Genomic DNA, 19554 nt, shown 5'->3' with positions numbered 1-19554 from the left:
ATTCAGGCGAGTGCAAAAACTCGCTCGGCGAGGCGCTCGTGCGCGGCGATGCCGGGGTGCCCGTCGGCGGACGCACGGTAGCGCCACCCCTCGTTCAGCGGCGAGATGACAGCGACGGACGGGTCGACCGCCCGCGCGGCGCCGACGATCGCGGCGTCGGTACTGCGGGCCGCGGCGCCGTTGTGGATGGACGGGAACACGGTGACCACGGCGATCCTGGCGCCGGGCGCCTGCCGGCGCACCGTCGACACGACCTGCCGCACCTGCCCCGCGACGACGCCGGGCGACGCGCCGACGTCGTTGGTGCCGGCCTGCAACACGACCAGCGACGGGTTGGTGCGCGGGAGGTCGGCGGCGCGGGTGAGTTGGGCCATGGATCCGTCCGCGTAGCCTGCGCCGCTGCGGGCACTGACCAGGACGGGACGGTCCGAGATGGCCCGGACCTGACGCGGGTAGGCGTCGACGCTCGGGACCTCCTTGCCGGCCGAGACCGACGCGCCGATCACGACGACCGGGCGACGGTCCGCGGCCGACTGGATGCGCGGCGCGGTCCGGCCGCCGGCAGGGGCGGCGCGGGGCGCCAAGCGGCCCGCGGGCTTCGCCAGGGCGACGGGCTTCGCGAGCGCGATGCGCTGCGTGGCCACCGGCTGCGCGCCATTCGTGTTCACGGAGCCGCCCTGCCCTGCGCCGGGGTCCGCCGACGCGGCCGCGATCGCGAACGGGGCGAACGCGATGCCTGCGCCGAGCGCGACGCCGTATCCGAATCGACGCAGGTGACGACGGTTCCGCGGTGCGGCCATGGCGGCGGGCCCTTCTCTTGAGCTCGGTGGATCGTGGTGGCGATCCGGCTCGCGGCTCGCACAGGACGAACCCGCGGCGTGATGCCGCGGGCTCCTGCAAGGAATGTACTCGATCGCCGGCGACCCGGCCCGCCTCGACGCGTGTGATCCGCGTCCGACTCCCGGCATGCGCCTGCACGTAGAATGGTCGGGTCAGGTACGGGTTCCAACGGGCAGGAGCGGACGCGAGGTGGGTTCGCATTCACGGCACGGTCTGGCGCAGATCGCCGCCGACATCCGCCCGGAGGCCGACGAGTTCACCAAGAACCTGTTCGCCCGGCTCTTCGCGATGGATCCGTCGCTGCGCGACCTGTTCCCCGCCAGCATGACGGCGCACCGGGCCGTGTTCCACCGGGTGCTCGACCATGTCTTCACCGCGATTCCGAAGACCGAGGGCCACGACGAACTCATCGAGTTCCTCGCGCAACTCGGCCGCGACCACCGCAAGTACGGGCTCACCGAGGCGAACTACGACACGATGACCGACGCGCTCATCGCGGAGGTGCACGCGGTCTACCGTCCGCACGGCGGGCTGGATCCCGAGGACGCCGAGGTGCTCGAGCAGGGCGTGCGGCTGCTGACCGGCGTGATGCGCGGCGGCGCGCACTCCGATCCCACGCCCGCCCGCCGCACGGGCCGCGTCGTCGAGGTGCTCCGACCGCACCCGGGGCTCGCCGTCGTGCGGCTCGTGACCGACGAGCCCCTCCTGTTCCGGCCCGGCCAGTACGTGGAGACGCAGATCCCTCAGGTCCCGCGGCAGTGGCGCCCGCTCTCGATCGCCGTACCGCCGAACACGCAGGGGCAGGTCGAGTTCCACATCCGGTCGGTCAACGGCGGGTACGTCTCGAGCACCGTCTTCGCCGAGACCCGCGTCGGGGACCTGTGGCTCTTCGGGCAGGTCCACGGGCTTCTCCGGCCCGACGGTGACCGTCCGGTCACCATGATCGCCGGGGGCACGGGCCTCGCACCGATGAAGTCGATCCTGCTGGCCATGGGCATGAACGCCGACAACCCCGACGTGCACCTCCTGCTGGGGGCGCGATCGCCGGGGCTGCTCTACGACTCGGATTCGTTGGCGCCGCTCGCCGCCACGAATCCGTGGCTGAAGGTGACGCAGGTGACCGATGCGCGGCGGGATCCCTGGTGGCTCAAGCGCCCCGCCACCGCGTACCGCAGCCTGCCGCTGCGGCACGGCTCGCTGGTCGACGCGATGGCCGACCTCGACCTCACCGGACGACAGGTGTTGATCGCCGGCCCGAAGGGCCTGCTGCGCGCCGCGCGCGAGGCCGCGATCTCCCGCGGCGCCGCCCCGGAGGATGTGCTGCACGACCCGCTGTGAACACCGTCGGTCCGCGCTCCCCGCTGGGGCCTCGCCTCCCCGCCCCCAGCTCACCTCCCCGCTACTGCAACAAGGGGGAGGTCCGCTCCCTGCTGGGAGCGCGGTGGAGACTAGCGGCGGCGGGTGCGGGGTTGCCAGACCACCATGGCGCTCGACTTCGGCACGTGCACCAGCTCGGTGCCGGTGCGGTGCGAGGTCTCGACCTGAGCGGTGAGCTCTTCCACGCGGCGCTGCAGCGCGTCGACCTGGTTGGTGAGGTCGATGATCCTCTTGATGCCGGCGAGGTTCACGCCCTCGTCCTGCGAGAGTCGCTGCACCTCGCGTAGCAGATCGACATCCCGCGTGGAGTAGCGCCGCCCCCCGCCCGCCGACCGCTCGGGCGTGACGAGCCCGAGCCGGTCGTACGTGCGGAGGGTCTGCGCGTGCATCCCCGCGAGCTGCGCAGCCACCGAGATCATGAACACGTGCGCGTCCGGATCTTCGGGGAACCGCTTGTCGCCGTTCATCGTCACGCCCCCGGGCCGCTCGCGCCGCCCGCTGCACCGGCCCAGCCGCTGCGCGGATCGAATCCGCTCGCGCGCTCGGCCTCGGTGTAGGCCCGCAGCGCCTCCTGGGCCCGCTCGTCGAGCGACGGCGGGACCGCCACCTGCACCTTGACGAGCAGGTCACCGTGACCGCCGGCCCGCTTGGGCACACCCCGACCACGCACCCGCAGGGTGCGGCCGTCGGTGGTTCCCGCCGGGATCTTCACGCCGACGGACTGGGTCAGCGTCGGCACCGTGACGGTGGCGCCCAGCGCCAGCTCCGAGAAGCTGACGGGCAGGGTGACCAGGAGGTCGTCGCCGTTGCGGCTGAAGACCTCGTCGGCCTTCACCTGCACGGTCACGAACAGATCACCCGACGGTGCCCCGCGCATCCCCGCCTGCCCCTGGCCGGCCAGGCGGATGCGTTGGCCGTCCTTGACGCCGGGCGGGATCTTGACGTTCACCGTGCGGGTGCGCACAGTGACGCCGGTGCCGTTGCAGTCGGTGCACGGGTCGTCGATCACCGAGCCGGTGCCGCGGCAGTCCGGGCACGGCTCGGAGAAGCTGAACGCCCCCTGGTTCCGGCTCACGAGTCCGGAACCGTTGCAGGACTGACACACCCGCGGGCTGGTTCCCGGCTTGGCGCCGGAACCGTGGCACGTGGTGCACGGCGACGGCGAGGTCAGCGTGATCGGCGTGGTCACGCCGAGCGTCGCGTCCCGGAAACCGAGCGTGATCTCCGACTCGAGATCGCTGCCCCGACGGGGCCGCGTGGCCTGGGGGCCGGGGCCGCCCTGCGCCGCGCCGCCGCGGTTGAAGAGGCCCTCGAAGATGTCTCCGAAGCCTCCGCCACCGCCGCCACCGCCGTTGCCGGAGGCGGCACCGTCGAAGATGTCCGAGAAGGAGAACCCTCCCGAACCGCCCCCGGCGTTGCCGAAGCCGCCGGAGCCGAAACCACCTGCGCCGCCGCCGTAGCCGCCCGAACCGCCGGAGCCGAAGCGACCGGCGCCGAACAGGCGTCGCGTCTCGTCGTACTCCTTGCGCTTGGCCGGGTCGGAGAGCACGGCGTGCGCCTCCGAGACCCGCTTGAAGCGCTCCTCGGCCTGCGTGTTGCCCGGATTCGCATCCGGATGCAGCTCACGGGCGAGCTTGCGGTAGGCCTTCTTGATCTCGTCGGCGCTCGCGCTGGAGCTGACGCCCAGCTCCTTGTAGAAGTCCTGTTCGACCCATTCCCTCTGTGCCACTGGGCATCACCTCCTTTCTATGAGTCGCCCTGAGCGGACTCACCCGGCGCATCGGCCGGACGGTCCGTCACAGCGACCATGGCGTTACGGATCACCTTGCCATCGATCTGATATCCCTGGCGCAGCACCGCTCCCAGAACGGGATCGGCACCGTCGCCCTCGTGCTGCACGGCCTCGTGGATCGACGGATCGAACTCGTCGCCCTCGGCGCCGAAGGGCTCGAGACCGAGCCCCTTGAGCACACCGTCGAGCTTGTCGGACACGGACTTCAGCGGTCCGGCCTCGAGGTCGCCGTGACCTCGCGCCCGATCCAGATCGTCCAGAACCACGAGCAGCTCACCCACGACGAAGGCCTTGCCCGCGGCACGGGCGTCGACGACCTCGCGCGCGGTGCGCTTGCGGTAGTTGGCGAACTCCGCCGAGACGCGCTGCAGATCGGCGGTGAGTTCCGCCTCCTTGCTCGACGGCGCCCCGTCCACGACCTCGGCCTGCGCCGCGTCGTCCGGCCCGGCCGGGGCCGCGGCGGATTCCTCCGCCACGGCCTCGGGGGTCACCTCGTCCGGTTCCACCGGATTCTCGGGGCTCGTCATTACTTGGCGTCCTTCGGATCCTCGTCGACGACCTCGGCGTCCACGACACCGTCGTCCTGCTGAGCGCCGGCCTCGGCACCGTCGGCACCGGCCTCGGCACCGGCCGCGGCGTAGATGGCCTGGCCCAGAGCCTGCGACTCGGTCGACAGCTTCTCGACGGCGGCCTTGACGGCGGCGATGTCGGTGCCCTGGAGCGCCTCGTTCGCCTCCTTGATCGCGGCCTCGACCTTCTCCTTGTTCTCGGCCGGAACCTTGTCGGCGTTCTCGGACAGGAACTTCTCGGTCTGATTGACCAGCGACTCGGCCTGGTTGCGGGTCTCCGCCTCCTCGCGACGAGCCTTGTCCTCCGCGGCGTGCGCCTCGGCGTCCTTGATCATCCGGTCGATCTCCTCCTGCGACAGGCCACTGCCGTCGGAGATCTTGATGGTGTTCTCCTTGCCCGTGCCCTTGTCCTTCGCGGTCACGTGCACGATGCCGTTGGCGTCGATGTCGAAGGTGACCTCGATCTGCGGCACACCGCGCGGAGCCGGCGCGATGCCGGTCAGCTCGAAGCTGCCGAGCAGCTTGTTGTGCGCAGCGATCTCACGCTCACCCTGGAAGACCTGGATCTGCACCGACGGCTGGTTGTCGTCGGCCGTGGTGAAGGTCTCGGAGCGCTTGGTGGGGATCGTGGTGTTGCGCTCGATGAGCTTGGTCATCACGCCGCCCTTGGTCTCGATGCCGAGGGACAGCGGGGTGACGTCGAGCAGCAGCACGTCCTTGACCTCGCCGCGCAGCACGCCGGCCTGCAGGGCGGCGCCGACGGCGACGACCTCGTCCGGGTTGACGCCCTTGTTGGGCTCCTGGCCGCCGGTGAGCTCCTTGACCAGCTCGGTGACGGCGGGCATACGGGTGGAACCACCGACGAGCACGACGTGGTCGATGTCGCCCACAGCGATGCCGGCGTCCTTGATGACGGCCTGGAAGGGCTTGCGGGTGCGCTCCAGCAGATCGTTGGTGATCTTCTGGAACTCGCTACGGCTCAGGTTCTCGTCGAGGAACAGCGGGTTCTTGTCGGCGTCCACCGTGATGTAGGGCAGGTTGATCGAGGTGCTCTGGCCCGAGCTCAGCTCGATCTTCGCCTTCTCGGCGGCCTCGCGCAGACGCTGCATGGCCATCTTGTCCTTGGTCAGGTCGATGCCGTGCTGCGCCTTGAACTTCTCGACGAGCCAGTCGACGATGCGCTGATCCCAGTCGTCACCGCCGAGGTTGTTGTCGCCCGAGGTCGCGCGGACCTCGACGACACCGTCGCCGATCTCCAGCAGCGAGACGTCGAAGGTGCCGCCACCGAGGTCGAAGACCAGGATGGTCTGCTCCTTCTCGCCCTTGTCCAGGCCGTACGCGAGCGCGGCGGCGGTGGGCTCGTTGACGATGCGGAGCACGTTCAGACCCGCGATCTGGCCGGCCTCCTTGGTGGCCTGGCGCTGCGCGTCGTTGAAGTACGCGGGCACGGTAACGACGGCGTCGGTGACGTCCTCGCCCAGGTACGCCTCGGCGTCGCGCTTGAGCTTCATCAGCGTGCGGGCGCTGATCTCCTGGCTGGTGTAGTCCTTGTCATCGATCTTCTGCGTCCACTCCGTACCGATGTGGCGCTTGACCGAGCGAATGGTGCGGTCGACGTTCGTGACGGCCTGGTTCTTGGCGGGCTGACCCACCAGGACCTCACCGTTGCGCGCGAAGGCCACCACGGACGGGGTGGTCCGCGAGCCCTCGGCGTTCGCGATCACGACAGCCTCGCCGCCCTCGAGGACAGCGACGCACGAGTTGGTGGTGCCGAGGTCGATGCCTACTGCACGTCCCATATTTGTTTGCCTCCTGGTTGCCGGCCGCGTGCGGCCGATGGTTACTTCCTACTGACAAGACTTCAGCGCCCCCGGCTCAAGGGGCGAACACGTCAGTTCTACCCCATTGAGCGAGGCACGCTCAAGTAGTACGTCATGTCCAACGGACGTCCGGACGGGAATGTTCCCCGTTTCGCGAGAAAGTTGAGCCTATTCCACTCAAGTTCTGTTTCTGCAGGTCACAGTGCTCGACGGTGCGCTGTGACCTCACTCACAGTCCGACGTGCCGGCCCGGCACGGTAGGAATCAGGAGGCGATCCGAGTAGTTCCACGCATCCGTGACCGCCCGTCGACGGGTGAACTGAACGGCATGACGATCACCGTGTGCACCGACCACCGCGACGCCCTTCGCACCCGCATCGCCCGCGTGGCGCTGTGCGCCTCCGGCGCGGCCTACGGGTGTTTCGTTCTGCTCGTCGTCGCGATCCTGGGCAACGACGTCGATGCCTTCGACGAATTGGCGGGCGTCGCCGCCCTCGCTGCACTCACGACGCCCCTCCTCGCCGCGATCGGCAGCGCCTGGGGCCGCGGCCCGTGCCGGATCGCGTGCACCACCGTCCTCGCGATGACCGGTCCCGTGGTGGCCATCGTCGTGATCACCGCGCTGGCCGCCGCATCGCACTGAACCGTCTTCGTCACCACAGCAGGCGCAGCATACCCACGCACTCGATGGATCCACACCCGCACCAGTCGGCTATGTCATGAAGGCACCGACGGCCACCACCACGTCTCCGCTCGATCGCGCCGGCCAGAGGTGACGTCGCGAGTCGGGCGCGACGTTCGTCCCCCACGCCACGCCGAGTCCCCGCTGATGCGTCCGCTCCCCCACCGAACGCCGTGCTTCTCGTGGGGGCTCGGCCGTCCCCCGCGCGGCGCCGACTCCCCCATCAGACGCCACACCTCCTCCATCAGAAGCCGCGTCCCCTATCGCACACCAGACCTCCCCCGTCAGAAGCCAAATCCCCCCACCCCAAGCCGAGCGTCCCCCACGAAACGCCGGATCTCCCGGCCCGCACCGATTCCCCCACCGGAAGCCCGTCGGGCGCGGAAGCGACCCGGGCGCACCGTCGGATCAGTAGCGTCGAGGGCGACCGCGTCCCAGAACCAGGAGATCCGATGTACCGACTGACCGTGCTCTACAACCAGCCGACCGACGCCGCGGCGTTCGACGCGTACTACACGGGCACGCACCTGCCGCTGGCCGCGAAGCTGCCCGGACTGCGGAGCGCAGCGGTGTCGAAGGGCGACACGCTCGACGGCAGCACCCCGGACATCTACCAGGTCGCCGAGCTGTACTTCGACAGCAAGGCCGACCTCCTGGCCGCGCTCGGCTCGGACATCGGCCGCGAGGTGGGCAAGGACGTCGCGAACTTCGCCACCGGCGGTGCCTCGATGGTGTTCACCGAGGTCACCGAGGTTTCGCTGTAGCCCGGACACGACAGCGGGCGGGCCGCCGAAGCGACCCGCCCGCGTACCGTCGGACCCGTTAGGCAGCGACCTGTGCGCCCTGCACAACCGGCTCGAGCGCCTGCGCGACGATCTCCGCCACGTCGATCATCGGCTTCACCTCGAGGGCGGCCAAGACCTCGGCCGGGACCTCGTCGAGGTCGGTCTCGTTGCGCTGGGGCACGAACACCGTCTTCAGGCCGTTGCGCTGCGCGGCCAGCAGCTTCTGCTTGACGCCGCCGATGGGCAGCACCCGGCCGTTCAGCGTGACCTCGCCGGTCATCCCGACATCGCTGCGCACGCGCCGCCCCGTCAGCACGGACACCAGCGCGGTGACCATCGTGACGCCCGCCGACGGCCCGTCCTTGGGGACGGCGCCGGCCGGGAAGTGGATGTGCACCGTGCCGTTCAGCGCGGCCGGGTCGATCCCGAAGTCGGCCGCGTGCGCCTGCACGTACGACAGCGCGATCTGCGCCGACTCCTTCATCACGTCGCCGAGCTGACCGGTGAGTTTGAGCTCCGGCCCGCCCTCGCCGGGCGTGTGCAGCGCCTCGATGAACAGGACGTCGCCGCCCATGCCCGTCACCGCGAGACCCGTTGCCACACCGGGCACCTCGGTCCGCTCGGCCGTCTCCGGGGTGAACCGGGGCCGGCCCAGGTAGCCGACGAGCGAGTCCACATCGACGACGGTGCGCTCGGCACCGTCGGACTGCTCGACCGCCACCTTGCGCAGGGCCTTGGCGAGCAGCCGCTCGAACTGCCGGACGCCGGGCTCGCGGGTGTAGTTCGCCGCGATCTCGCGCAGGGCGTCGTCGGTGACGGTCACCTCATCGACGGTCAGCGCCGCCTTGTCGAGCTGGCGCGGGACCAGGTAGTCCCGGGCGATGGCGACCTTGTCGTCCTCGGTGTAGCCGTCGATCGTGACGAGCTCCATGCGGTCGAGCAGCGCCGACGGGATGTTCTCGATCACGTTGGCGGTCGCGAGGAAGACCACGTCGGACAGGTCCAGGTCGAGGTCGAGGTAGTGGTCGCGGAAGGTGTGGTTCTGCGCCGGGTCGAGCACCTCGAGCAGCGCCGCCGCGGGATCGCCGCGGTAGTCGGAGCCCACCTTGTCGATCTCATCCAGCAGCACAACGGGATTCATCGATCCCGCCTCGCCGATCGCGCGGACGATCCGGCCCGGCAGCGCACCCACGTAGGTGCGACGGTGCCCGCGGATCTCCGCCTCGTCGCGCACGCCGCCCAGGGCCACGCGGACGAACTTGCGGCCCAGCGCGCGGGCCACGGACTCGCCGAGCGAGGTCTTGCCCACGCCGGGAGGGCCGGCGAGCACCATGACGGCGCCCGACCCGCGGCCGCCGACCACGGACATGCCGCGCTCGGCCCGCCGCGTGCGGACGGCCAGGTACTCGACGATGCGGTCCTTCACGTCGTCGAGGCCGTGGTGGTCGGCATCGAGGATCTCGCGCGCACCCTTGAGGTCGGTCACGTCCTCGGTCACCGTGTTCCACGGCAGGTCGAGGACCGTGTCGAGCCACGTCCGGATCCAGCCCGCCTCGGGGCTCTGGTCCGTGCCGCGCTCGAGCTTGCCGACCTCACGCAGCGCGGCCTCCCGCACCTTGTCGGGCAGGTCGGCGGCCTCGACGCGGGCGCGGTAGTCGTCCGAGCCCTCGGGCTCACCCTCGCCGAGCTCCTTGCGGATCGCGTTCAGCTGCTGGCGGAGCAGGAACTCCTTCTGCTGCTTCTCCATGCCCTCGCGGACATCGGAGGCGATCTTGTCGCTGACCTCGGTCTCGGCGAGATGCTCGCCGGTCCAGTCGATGAGCAGCTGCAACCGCTCGTCGACGTCGCCGGTCTCCAGCAGCTGCCGCTTCTGCTCGGTCGTCAGCCACGAGGAGTAGCCGGACGTGTCGGCCAGGGCCGCGGGATCGGTGAGCTTGTTGACCGCGTCGATGAGCTGCCACGCCTCGCGGCGCTGCAGCATCGCGAGCACGACCTTGCGGTACTCGGCGGCCAGTTCCTTGGTGCGCTCGGTGACGGGCGAGTCCTCGATGAGGTCGACCTCCACCCACAGCGCCGCGCCCGGGCCGGTGGTGCCCGACCCGATGTGGGCGCGCTGCTCACCGCGGAGCACCGCGACGAACTCGGACTGCCCCTGCACCCGTCCCACCTGCACGATCGACGCCACGACGCCGTGCGTGGGGTAGCCGTCGCCCTGCCGAGGGGCGATGAGGAGCTTGCCGCGCTCGCTGGCACGGCCGGCGTCCACAGCGGCCTGCGCGGCATCGTCGAGCGTGATCGGGACGACCATGCCGGGCAGCACCACGAGGTCGGGAACGAAGAGAACGGGCAGAGTCATCTGCTCAGACATGGGACCTCCAAAGTTCAGTCTGCCCCGCTCAACGTCGGCGGCCCGCCCGGTTGTTCCAGGCGTTCGCCGTGGGCGAACCCGTCGCCCGACAGCTACTTTCGCAGCATCCGCCGCCGCGACGCGCAGATGTGTGGTCATTCGTTCTCATGATCGTGAGAACGGATGACCACACATTTTCAGCGGATCAGGCCGCGACGGGCTCACGGACCGGGCGCGCCTCGTGCTCGACTGCGCTCCCCGATCTCACGCCGCCACCGGCTCGTGCACCGGGCGCGCCTCGTGCTCGACCCCTTCGTGCTCCCTTCCCACCTCGAAGCGCAGCAGCCGCAGCAGCCGCAGCGCGTTCGCCACGACGATGAGCGTCGAGCCCTCGTGGATGAAGACCACCGGGCCCATCGGCATCCCGAGGAAGGTCACGATCACCAGGAAGACGACGATGCCGAGCGCCGCGATGAGGTTCTGCCGGATGATGCGGCTGGTCCGCCGGCTCAGCCGGACCGCGAAGGGCAGGCGCCCCAGGTCGTCGCTCATCAGGGCGACATCGGCGGTCTCCAGTGCGACCGCGGAACCGGCTGCGCCCATGGCGATCCCGACGTCGGCCTGCGCCATCGCGGGCGCGTCGTTCACGCCGTCGCCGACCATGGCGCACCGTCGGGCCCGGTCGCCGCCGGACAGCTCCCGGACGTGCGAGACCTTGTCCTCGGGCAGCAGGCCGCCCAGCGCGCGGTCGACGCCGACCTCGCGCCCAACGGCCTCGGCGACCTGCTGATGGTCGCCGGAGATCATGACGATGTCGGTCATGCCGGACTCGCGTAGGCGGTCGAGCACCTGCCCGGCCTCCCGGCGGGGCGTGTCCATCACGCCGATCACCCCGAGGAAGCGGCCGCCGCGGCGGACGATCATGAGCGTGCGGCCGGCGGCCTGCAGGCGTTCGACGTCGGCGGCCACCGGATCGAGCGCGACACCGATGTCGGTGAAGAGTCGCTCGTTGCCGATCTCGACCGCCTCCCCCTCGACGACGGCGCGCACGCCGCGGCCGGTGACGGACTGCAGGTCCGTCGCGGAGAGAACGGTGCTGGTCCGGGCGGCGACGGCGTCCGCGACGGCGGCGGCCAGCGGGTGATCGGAGAGCCTCTCGACGGCCAGCGTGGTGGCGAGGAGATCGTCGAGCGGGGAGCCGGGAGCGGCGACGGTGTCCGTCACGCGCGGCTCGCCCCAGGTCAGCGTGCCGGTCTTGTCGAAGGCGATCGAGGTGACGCGGCCCAGCGTCTCGAGCGGCGCGCCGCCCTTGACCAGCACGCCGGCGCGGGCCGCGCGGGCCACTCCCGCGAGCACGGCCGACGGGGTGGCCAGAGCGAGCGCGCACGGGCTCGCGGCGACGAGCACGGCCATGGCGAGGTAGAAGGCGTCGTCGAAGGGCTTGCCGAGAGCGACGTACCCGACGACGAAGACGCCGATCACGAAGGCGATCACGGCCGGCACGTAGATCCGCTGGAACCTGTCGAGGAAGCGCTGCGTGGGCGACTTGGCCTGGTCGGTGGAGGCGACGAGCTCGACGACGCGGCTGAGCGTCGAATCCTTCGCGAGCGCCGTGACCCGTACGACGAGCGCGCCGGAGCCGTTCACGGTGCCGGCGAAGACGGTGTTCTCCGCACCCGCGCGGCCCGTGGCCGGTTCCTTCTCCACGGGCATGGACTCGCCGGTGACGGCGCTCTGGTCGATCGCGGACCGGCCGTCAATGACGACGCCGTCGGCGCTGACGCGGGCGTTCGGGCGGATCAGCACGAGGTCGCCGACGGTGAGGTCGTCCACCTGCCGGTCCACGAACTCACCGGCCGTGGTCGACGGTCCGCCGACGTGCACCAGCGCCGTACGGGGCGCGAGGCCGGCGAGCGCCTCGATCGACTTCGACGCCCGGGCCAGCGCGAACTCCTCCAGCGCGTGGCCGAGGCTGAACAGGAACAGCAGCACCGCGCCCTCGGCGAAGCGGCCGATCGAGGCGGCGCCGATCGCCGCGACGAGCATGAGGAAGTCGACCTCGAACTTCCCGGCCAGCGTGGACCTGATGGCCGAGCGGATGGTGAAGAAGCCGCCGAAGAAGTAGGTGGCGAGGAAGAGGGCGGTGCCGACGCCGGACAGCCCCAGGGCGTACTCGGCGATCATGCCCGCGGTGTAGGTGACGCCCGAGGCGATGGCGAAGCCGATCTCCCACCGCGCCGAGTGGCCGGAATCGTGGTCGTGTTCTGCGCTCATGGCTTCACCGTAGGTGATATATGCATACATTGCAATATATTGCTTCTAGGAGTTCCTAGACTCGACCCGTGCACATCGGAATCATCGGGGCGGGGCTGTCCGGGCTGTCGGCGGCGCTGCACCTGCTCGGGGCGGGCCATCGAGTCACCGTCGTGGAGCGGTCGCCGCAGGTCGGCGGGCGCGCGGGGACGGAGACCGTCCGCGGCCACCTCGTCGACCCGGGCGCGAGCGTGCTGACGATGCCGGAGCTGGTCTTCGACGCCCTCGCCGCCGCGGGGCTGGACCGCTTCGCTGCCGAGGACGAGCTGGACCTGCTCCCCGTCACGCCCGCGTACGCGGGCCGCTTCCCGGCGTTGGAGGGCCTGCCGGCCGGCGTCCTGCACGTACCCGACGACCTCGCCGTCGACGAGCACATGCGCTGGCAGGAGTCGATGTTCGACGCCGCCTACGAGCGGTTCATCGGCGGCGACGCCGCATGGTCCTCCTACGCGAACCCGCGCGACCTGGCCGCGCTCGGTCGGCTCGTGCGCCTCGGTGCGCTGCGGTCGATGCAACATCAGGTGGACCACCGCGTCGACGATCCGCGCGCCCGCCGCATGCTCACCTTCCAGGCGCTCTACGCCGGAGTCGCGCCGTCCGCCGCGCGGGCGGTCTACGCCGTGATCTCGCACATGGACGTCGGCCTGGGCGTCTGGTACCCGCGCGCCGGGATGGGCCGCGTCGCCTCGGTGATGGCCGAGCAGGTCGAGCGGGCCGGCGGCACCGTCTTCCTCGGGCACGAGGTGCTCGGCCTCGACGGGCGACGGGGCCTGGTCACGGGCCTGCGCGCCCGCCCGGTCCCGCGGCCGGACGGCAGCACCGGGCCCACCGGTCCGGTATCGGAGCCGGTGCGGCGGTTCGCGTTCGACGGGGTGGTGCTCACCGCCGACTCCCCGATCACCGACCGGCTCATCGCGCCGCTGGGCGGTCGCGCTCCGCGGCGGGTGCGGCTCTCGCCGTCGGCGGTCGTCGTGCACCTCGACGTCGATCCGGACCTGCAGGAGCACTGGCCCACGCAGGCGCACCACACGCTGGACTTCGGCGCCGCGTGGGAGCAGACCTTCGCGGAGATCACCGCGACGCGGGGACGCGGCCGCCTGATGAGCGACCCGTCGTACCTGATCACGCGGCCGTCTGTGACGACCGGCGAGGACTCCCCCGTGTCCGTCCTCGCCCCGTGCCCGAACCTGGAATCGGCTCCACTGGACTGGGATTCCATCGGCGCCGACTACGTGCGCGACGTGCTACGGACGCTCGCGGGCCGCGGCTACCGCGGCATCGACTCCGGGGAGATCCTCCGCGTGGACACCCCCGCGGACTGGGCGCGACAGGGCATGTCCGCCGGCACCCCGTTCGCCGCGGCGCACACTCTCACCCAGACCGGTCCACTGCGCCGCCCGCAACGCGTGCCGGGCATCGCCAACGCGGTACTCGCGGGTTCGATGACGCACCCCGGCGTCGGCGTGCCGCCCGCGCTCATCTCCGGTCGACTCGCCGCGGAGGCCCTCAGCGCCTCGTGACATCGGCGGATTTCTTCATCACGAGGGACGATTCGGCTTCGTGACGCCGAATTCCGCCGGTTTCACGACCGCCGCAGCCTGAACGAGGCGGCGAGGGCGGCCAGACAGACGAGCGCCGCGAGCGCCAGCGCCCCGGCCGGTGAACCGTGCGCCAGCACGGTGGCCACCGCGGCGGCGCCGAACGCCGAGCCCACTTGCCGCGTCGTGTTGAACACCCCCGACCCCGCCCCGACGAGGTCGCGCGGCAGTTCCGAGGTGGCGAGCAGCGACATCGGGCCCCACATCATCGCGCTGCCCACTCCGACGACGGCCGAGGGCACCATCAGCCACGCGGCCGCCAGTCCCGCGGCGATGACCGCCACGAAGATCCCGAGGCCGACGGCACAGACGGCCAGCCCCGCCGACAGCAGGCCACGGGGATCGCGACGCCGCAGCGATCGGCCCACCCGGGGCGCGAGTAGAGCGGAGACGAGCGCGGTCGGCGCGAGCAGGAACGCAGCGCCTCCCGGCGAGACACCGTGCTGCTGCTGGGCGTACAGCGTCGCGGGGAAGACATAGGCGGTCACCCACGCGCCCGCCAGCACATTCACGCCCGACGACGCCGCGAAACTCCGGATTCGGAACAGCCGCAGCGGAACCAGGGCGCCGTCGCCCCGGCGCCGCTGCCCCGCGAGGAACGCTGCCGCGACGATCGCGCCCACGCCGAGCGTGAGCCACGGCAATGCCCCGTTCCCGCCGACCTCCTGCAGCCCGTAGACGAGGCCGAACACTGCGACGGCGGACAGGGCGGCGCCGGGGAGGTCGAGCCGGCGGGCGGTCACCGTCGAACCCGGCACGAAGCGCAGGGTCATGACGATGCCCACGATGCCGAGGGGGACGTTGAGCCAGAACACCCACCGCCAGCTCGCGACATCACTGAGCACGCCGCCCAGAAGCGGGCCGGCCAGCGTGGCGATCCCGGTGATCGAACCCCACACACCGAGGGCGGCGCCGCGGGACTCCATCGGGAAGACGAGGGTGATGATCGCCATGACCTGTGGCGTCATGAGCGCCGCACCGAACCCCTGGACGACGCGCAGCGCCACCAGGGCGCCGATGGTCGGCGCGAATCCGCAGGCGAGGGAGGCCACGAGGAAGACGGAGAGGCCGAGCAGGTACATCCGGCGGTGGCCGAACCTGTCGCCGAGGCGCCCGCACACCAGCATCGGGACGGCGAAGGCGAGCAGGTACGCGGACGAGACCCACAGCACCGATCGGACATCGGTCCGCAGGCCCTCCATGAGGCGAACGGTGACGACGGACAGCGCCGTCGCGTCCACCAGGATCATGACGTAGCCGAGGGCGAGCGCGCCGAGCGCGGCCCACCGGTCGGCGGAGACGGACGGGGATACGGGCGTGGAGGTACGCAAAAGAGGGGACTCCTGACACGGGTGGCACGGATGGAGGCGTCCGTCGATGCGGCAGCGCGCGTCGACACGTGTCAAGAGATCATGCGCAGCAGCCTATCCCGCATGGTGCGCACCTGATCAAGTGATTTACCGGCCCCCGTCTCATCGACGGAGGCCGGCACGCCTACAGGCGCGGGTCCACCGGCTCCGACTCCTGCGCCAGCACAGCGAACACGGCCTGGTGCACGCGCCAGAGCGGCGCACCGTCGACGAGCGAGGCGAGAGCGTCGAGCCCGAGGGCGTGTTCCGCCAGCGCCATCTTCCGCTTGCGAGCGAGGTTCCGGTCACGCAGCACGTCGAGCGAGTCGAGGTAGTCCGGCCCGTAGATGATCCGCAGGTACTCGCGGCCGCGGACCTTCAGACCGGGCTGCACCTTCCGCCCGGCACCGTCGAGCGGCTTGACGACCATCCCCTCGCCGCCCGCCTCCGTCAGCTCGGTCCACCACCGTGTCGCCTCCGCACGGTCCGTCTCCGATCCGAGATCGACGATGCGGTGCCGAGTGGGCGTGAGGAACGGATCATCCAGCGCGCCAAGGGCCTCCATGTGCCACTCGTGCGACTCGGTGGCGAGCACTCGTCCCTCGGCCGCCAACACCTGGAAGGGTGCGACGGTGACGCCGTCGAGCCCGTCCGTCGGCCGGCAGTACCTGGCATAGGCATCGCGGAAGGCACCGGCGTTCACCATCCTCCGGTCCGTACGCGCGCGGAGCGGGGTCACGTCGAGACCGCGGGCGGCGGCACCGTCGAGCCCGGTGAGAGCCGCCGGGAGCGCGACGCGGGCGGCGGCGCCGACCGAGGCGTACTGCGAGCGGATCAGGCCGTCGGCCTTCACCGACCACGGCAGGAGCTCGCAGTCCAGCGCGAGCCAGTCGGTCTCCAGTCGGTCGAACAGCGGGTCCACGGCCCGGCGGAGGCGGTCCACCAACGGCTCGACGTCGTCGAAGAAGGAACGACCGGTGCGGGTGAACACGGCGCCCGTACTGCCGTCCGTGACGCCGAATCGGCGTGCGGCCGTGGCACCGTCCCGGGCGAGGACGGCGACCGCCCGCGAGCCCATGTGCTTCTCCTCACAGATCACCCGCCGCACGCCCCAGGCGGCGTAGTCCTCGAAGGCGCGACCCGGGTGCTCCAGGAAGCCCTCGCCGCGCGACACCGACGCCGGGGACATGGTGGCCGGCAGGTACACGAGCCAGCGCGGGTCGACCGCGAACCGGCTCATCACCTCCAGTGCGGCGGCGGCGTTCTCGGACTCGACCTTGATCCGGCCGCCCGTGCGGGTGGGCAGCCAGCGGGTGCCGCCGACGTCGTCGTAGCGCAGCACGGACGCGACCCGATCCTGCTCCGACTCCTGCGACTCCCGCGGTTCCGGCCGGACCGGCTCGTACCACTGGGATTCCGCGGGGACGGAGACGATCTTGCGCTCCGGATAGCGCAGCGCGGTGAGGGCGCCGCCGAACACGGCACCGGTGTCGAGGCAGAGCGTGTTGTTGACCCACGCCGGCTCGGTGACCGGCGTGTGCCCGTAGACGACGGTGGCGGCACCCCGGTAGTCGCGGGCCCACGGGTACCGCACGGGGTAGCCGAACTCGTCCGTCTCGCCGGTGGTGTCGCCGTACAGGGCGAAGGCACGCACCCGCCGCGAGGCCCGGCCGTGGTACTCCTCCTTGAGGCCCGCGTGCGCCACGACGAGCCGACCCCCGTCGAGGACGTAGTGGCTGAGCAGCCCGTCCATGAACCCCTGAGCCGCGGTGCGGAACTCCTCGGTCTCGGCGGCCAGCTGATCGAGCGACTCCTGCAGTCCGTGTGCCACGGTGACCTTCCGCCCCTGCAGCGCGCGTACCAGCTTCGCTTCGTGGTTCCCGCTGACGCACAGCGCGTTCCCCGCGGCCACCATGCCCATGACGAGGCGCAGCACGCCCGGGGTGTCGGGGCCGCGGTCGACGAGGTCGCCCACGAAGACCGCGGTGCGGCCCTCGGGGTGCTCGGCGCCGTCCGGGCGCACGTGCCAGCCGAGATCGGTGAGCAGCGTGCGCAGTTCGGTGGCGCAGCCGTGCACATCGCCGACGATGTCGAACGGGCCGGTGAGCTCGGTACGGTCGTTCCACGGCTTCTCGCGGATGATCGCGGCACCGTCGGCCTGCGCGACGTCCCGGAGGACGTGGACCCGGCGGAATCCCTCCTTCTTGATGCCCTTCATCGACCGGCGCAGCTCCCGCACCTGCCGGGTGATCACCTGCGGACCGAAGGTGCGGTCGGCCCGGATCCGGTTGCGCTCGACCGCGACCTCGTCGGGGAGGTCGAAGACGATCGCGTCGACGAGGACGTCGTGATCGCGCGCGAGCGCCACCAGGGACGCGCGCGCCGCCCGCTGCACGTTGGTGGCGTCGACCACTGTCAGCAGGCCGCGGCGCAGCCGGATCCCGACGAGGTGATGCAGCAGGTCGAAGGCGTCGGCGGTCGCGGCTTGATCGTTCTCATCGTCGGCGACGAGGCCGCGGCAGACATCACTGGAGACGATCTCTGTGGGGCGGAAGTGGTTGCGCGCGAACGTGGACTTCCCACTGCCGGAGGCACCGACGAGCAGCACGAGGCCGCGCGCGGGCACGGTGATCGGCGCGGATGCGGCGGTCGGGGCGGCATCGGTCGGCGAGGTCATCGGTCGGTCTCCTTCCGGGTGAAGACGGCCATCTGGGTGGGGGTTCCGCGGTCGGGGTCGATGTCGCCGATGCCCTCGTAGCGGACCACGTAGCCGTGCCGGGCGGCGACGCCGTCGGCCCACGAAGCGAATTCGGCGCGACTCCACTCGAACCGGTGGTCGGTGTGCCGCATCCCGGTCAGGTCCGGGTAGAGCGCGTTGTACTCGCGGTTGGGTGTCGTGACGATCACCGATCCTGGGCGGGCGGCGCCGAACACGACGTGCTCGAGCGCCCCCAGCCGGGACGGATCCACGTGCTCGATCACCTCCATGAGCACCGCGACGTCGAAGCCGGACAGGCGCTCGTCCTCGTAGGTCAGTGCCGCCTGGAACAGGTCGACCCGGGCGCGCTGGCGCTCGGTCATGCCGTCGAGGTGCAGCCGCTGCGCGGCGCGCTGCAGCGAGCGGACGGAGACATCGCAGCCCGCGACCCGCTCGATCCCCCGGGTCGCCAGCAGGCGTTCCACGAAAGCACCCGGCCCGCAGCCCAGGTCGACGACGCTGGCAGCACCACAGTCGACGATCACTCGATGCACCGCGTCGTGGCGCAGTGCGTTCAGCGGCCGGGGCGCGACCTCGTCGTCGGACGTCGCGGACGGCGCACCGTCGAGCTCCGCCAGGCGATCGAGGGCCTGCGCGGCGAGGCCCGGTCCCCGTCCGAGGTAACGGCGGGCGATGAGCTCCCGCTCGGGATGCGCAGCGAGCCAGCCCTCCCCGGACCGGAGCAGCTTGTCCACCTCATCGGGGCCCTGCCAGTAGTGCTTCGACTCGTCGAGGACGGGCAGCAGGACGTAGAGGTGATTGAGCGCGTCCGCGAGGCGGACCGTGCCGGTCAGCCGCAGTCGCACGTACCGGGAGTCGCCCCAGTCCGGGAAGGCGTCGTCGAGCGCGATCGGCTCGGCCTCGACCGACCAGCCCAGCGGCGCGAAGACGCGCTCGGCCACCGCCGGACCACCGCGGCAGGGCAGCACCGGGATCGCGATGTCGAGGTCGATCGCGGTGTCCGCCACCGCCTGCCGCGACCCGCCCTGCCCCTTGCGCGCGCTGCGGAAGACGTCGGCGAGGGTCGCGGCGAGCAGCGAGGACGCGGCGTACGGTCGGTCGTTCACGTACTGCCCCAGCGAGAAGTCCGGCGTCGCGCGACGACGTCGCGCGAGCGCGATCGGATCCACCTCCAGCAGCAGTGCGGCCGTACACCGCTCCTCCGACGCCTCGGGGTAGAACACCGTGGCCGTCCCGAAGGGCTGCGAGAACTCCTGCACCCGATCGGGATGCTTGTGCAGGAGGAATCCCAGGTCGGTCGCGGGGGTACGGGTCGTGGAAACGGTCAGGTACACCCGTCCATTCTGCGCTGTCGCGGAGCGGC

Annotated in this window: 14 protein-coding genes; 4 read left to right on the top strand and 10 right to left on the bottom strand. The window is 71.1% G+C overall.

Annotated features, from left to right (window positions below):
- Positions 1 to 2 precede the first annotated feature (2 nt).
- Entirely contained in the window at positions 3 to 800 is a 798-nt protein-coding gene (locus AXK61_RS06930; protein ID WP_068744432.1) for an SGNH/GDSL hydrolase family protein, read from the bottom strand.
- Between the two features lie 229 nt (positions 801 to 1029).
- Here AXK61_RS06930 and AXK61_RS06925 point away from each other — a divergent pair, with 229 nt between their 5' ends.
- On the top strand, positions 1030 to 2178 hold the full coding sequence (locus tag AXK61_RS06925; RefSeq protein ID WP_068744430.1) for an FAD-binding oxidoreductase: 1149 nt from the start codon (positions 1030 to 1032) through the stop codon (positions 2176 to 2178).
- A gap of 110 nt (positions 2179 to 2288) precedes the next feature.
- On the opposite strand, the gene AXK61_RS06920 is transcribed toward AXK61_RS06925, so the two are convergent.
- The 4 genes from AXK61_RS06920 to dnaK are packed head-to-tail and all read right to left on the bottom strand — an operon-like array spanning position 2289 to position 6377.
- Positions 2289 to 2684, bottom strand: a complete 396-nt coding sequence (locus tag AXK61_RS06920; RefSeq protein ID WP_068744429.1) for a heat shock protein transcriptional repressor HspR — start codon at positions 2682 to 2684, stop codon at positions 2289 to 2291.
- A gap of 2 nt (positions 2685 to 2686) precedes the next feature.
- Entirely contained in the window at positions 2687 to 3946 is a 1260-nt protein-coding gene (dnaJ, locus tag AXK61_RS06915; RefSeq protein WP_068573954.1) for a molecular chaperone DnaJ, read from the bottom strand.
- Positions 3947 to 3963: 17 nt separating this feature from the next.
- Complete coding sequence (gene grpE / locus AXK61_RS06910) at positions 3964 to 4536, bottom strand: nucleotide exchange factor GrpE (RefSeq protein WP_068573952.1); 573 nt, start codon at positions 4534 to 4536, stop codon at positions 3964 to 3966.
- Positions 4536 to 6377, bottom strand: a complete 1842-nt coding sequence (gene dnaK / locus AXK61_RS06905) for a molecular chaperone DnaK (protein ID WP_068573951.1) — start codon at positions 6375 to 6377, stop codon at positions 4536 to 4538. The genes grpE and dnaK overlap by 1 nt, the downstream gene beginning before the upstream one ends.
- Before the next feature lie 349 nt (positions 6378 to 6726).
- On the opposite strand from dnaK, the gene AXK61_RS06900 reads away from it, so the two are divergent.
- Complete coding sequence (locus AXK61_RS06900; protein WP_068744427.1) at positions 6727 to 7041, top strand: hypothetical protein; 315 nt, start codon at positions 6727 to 6729, stop codon at positions 7039 to 7041.
- A gap of 491 nt (positions 7042 to 7532) precedes the next feature.
- On the top strand, positions 7533 to 7844 hold the full coding sequence (locus tag AXK61_RS06895) for an EthD family reductase (protein ID WP_068573947.1): 312 nt from the start codon (positions 7533 to 7535) through the stop codon (positions 7842 to 7844).
- A gap of 58 nt (positions 7845 to 7902) precedes the next feature.
- On the opposite strand, the gene lon is transcribed toward AXK61_RS06895, so the two are convergent.
- Positions 7903 to 10233, bottom strand: coding sequence for an endopeptidase La (lon, locus tag AXK61_RS06890; RefSeq protein ID WP_068744424.1), 2331 nt, complete (start codon positions 10231 to 10233; stop codon positions 7903 to 7905).
- A 243-nt stretch (positions 10234 to 10476) separates the two neighbouring features.
- Positions 10477 to 12486, bottom strand: coding sequence for a heavy metal translocating P-type ATPase (locus AXK61_RS06885; protein WP_068744422.1), 2010 nt, complete (start codon positions 12484 to 12486; stop codon positions 10477 to 10479).
- 68 nt (positions 12487 to 12554) lie between these two features.
- On the opposite strand from AXK61_RS06885, the gene crtI reads away from it, so the two are divergent.
- Positions 12555 to 14045: a phytoene desaturase family protein gene (gene crtI, locus AXK61_RS06880; RefSeq protein ID WP_156485589.1), complete on the top strand. Its 1491-nt coding sequence runs from the start codon at positions 12555 to 12557 to the stop codon at positions 14043 to 14045.
- A gap of 62 nt (positions 14046 to 14107) precedes the next feature.
- On the opposite strand, the gene AXK61_RS06875 is transcribed toward crtI, so the two are convergent.
- From AXK61_RS06875 to AXK61_RS06865, 3 genes are all read right to left on the bottom strand, one after another.
- Positions 14108 to 15454: a DHA2 family efflux MFS transporter permease subunit gene (locus tag AXK61_RS06875; RefSeq protein ID WP_068744419.1), complete on the bottom strand. Its 1347-nt coding sequence runs from the start codon at positions 15452 to 15454 to the stop codon at positions 14108 to 14110.
- Positions 15455 to 15617: 163 nt separating this feature from the next.
- On the bottom strand, positions 15618 to 18149 hold the full coding sequence (locus AXK61_RS06870) for a polynucleotide kinase-phosphatase (RefSeq protein WP_068744417.1): 2532 nt from the start codon (positions 18147 to 18149) through the stop codon (positions 15618 to 15620).
- The gene (locus AXK61_RS06865; protein ID WP_068573935.1) at positions 18146 to 19525 is read right to left on the bottom strand and encodes a 3' terminal RNA ribose 2'-O-methyltransferase Hen1; all 1380 of its coding nucleotides are present in this window, start codon (positions 19523 to 19525) and stop codon (positions 18146 to 18148) included. The genes AXK61_RS06870 and AXK61_RS06865 overlap by 4 nt, the downstream gene beginning before the upstream one ends.
- Positions 19526 to 19554 lie beyond the last annotated feature (29 nt).

The sequence above is a fragment of the Tsukamurella pseudospumae genome (assembly GCF_001575205.1).
In the GTDB taxonomy this organism is placed as follows: Bacteria; Actinomycetota; Actinomycetes; order Mycobacteriales; family Mycobacteriaceae; genus Tsukamurella; species Tsukamurella pseudospumae.
Note: the sequence above shows the minus strand (reverse complement) of the source record. Positions and strands in the feature narration are given on the sequence as shown.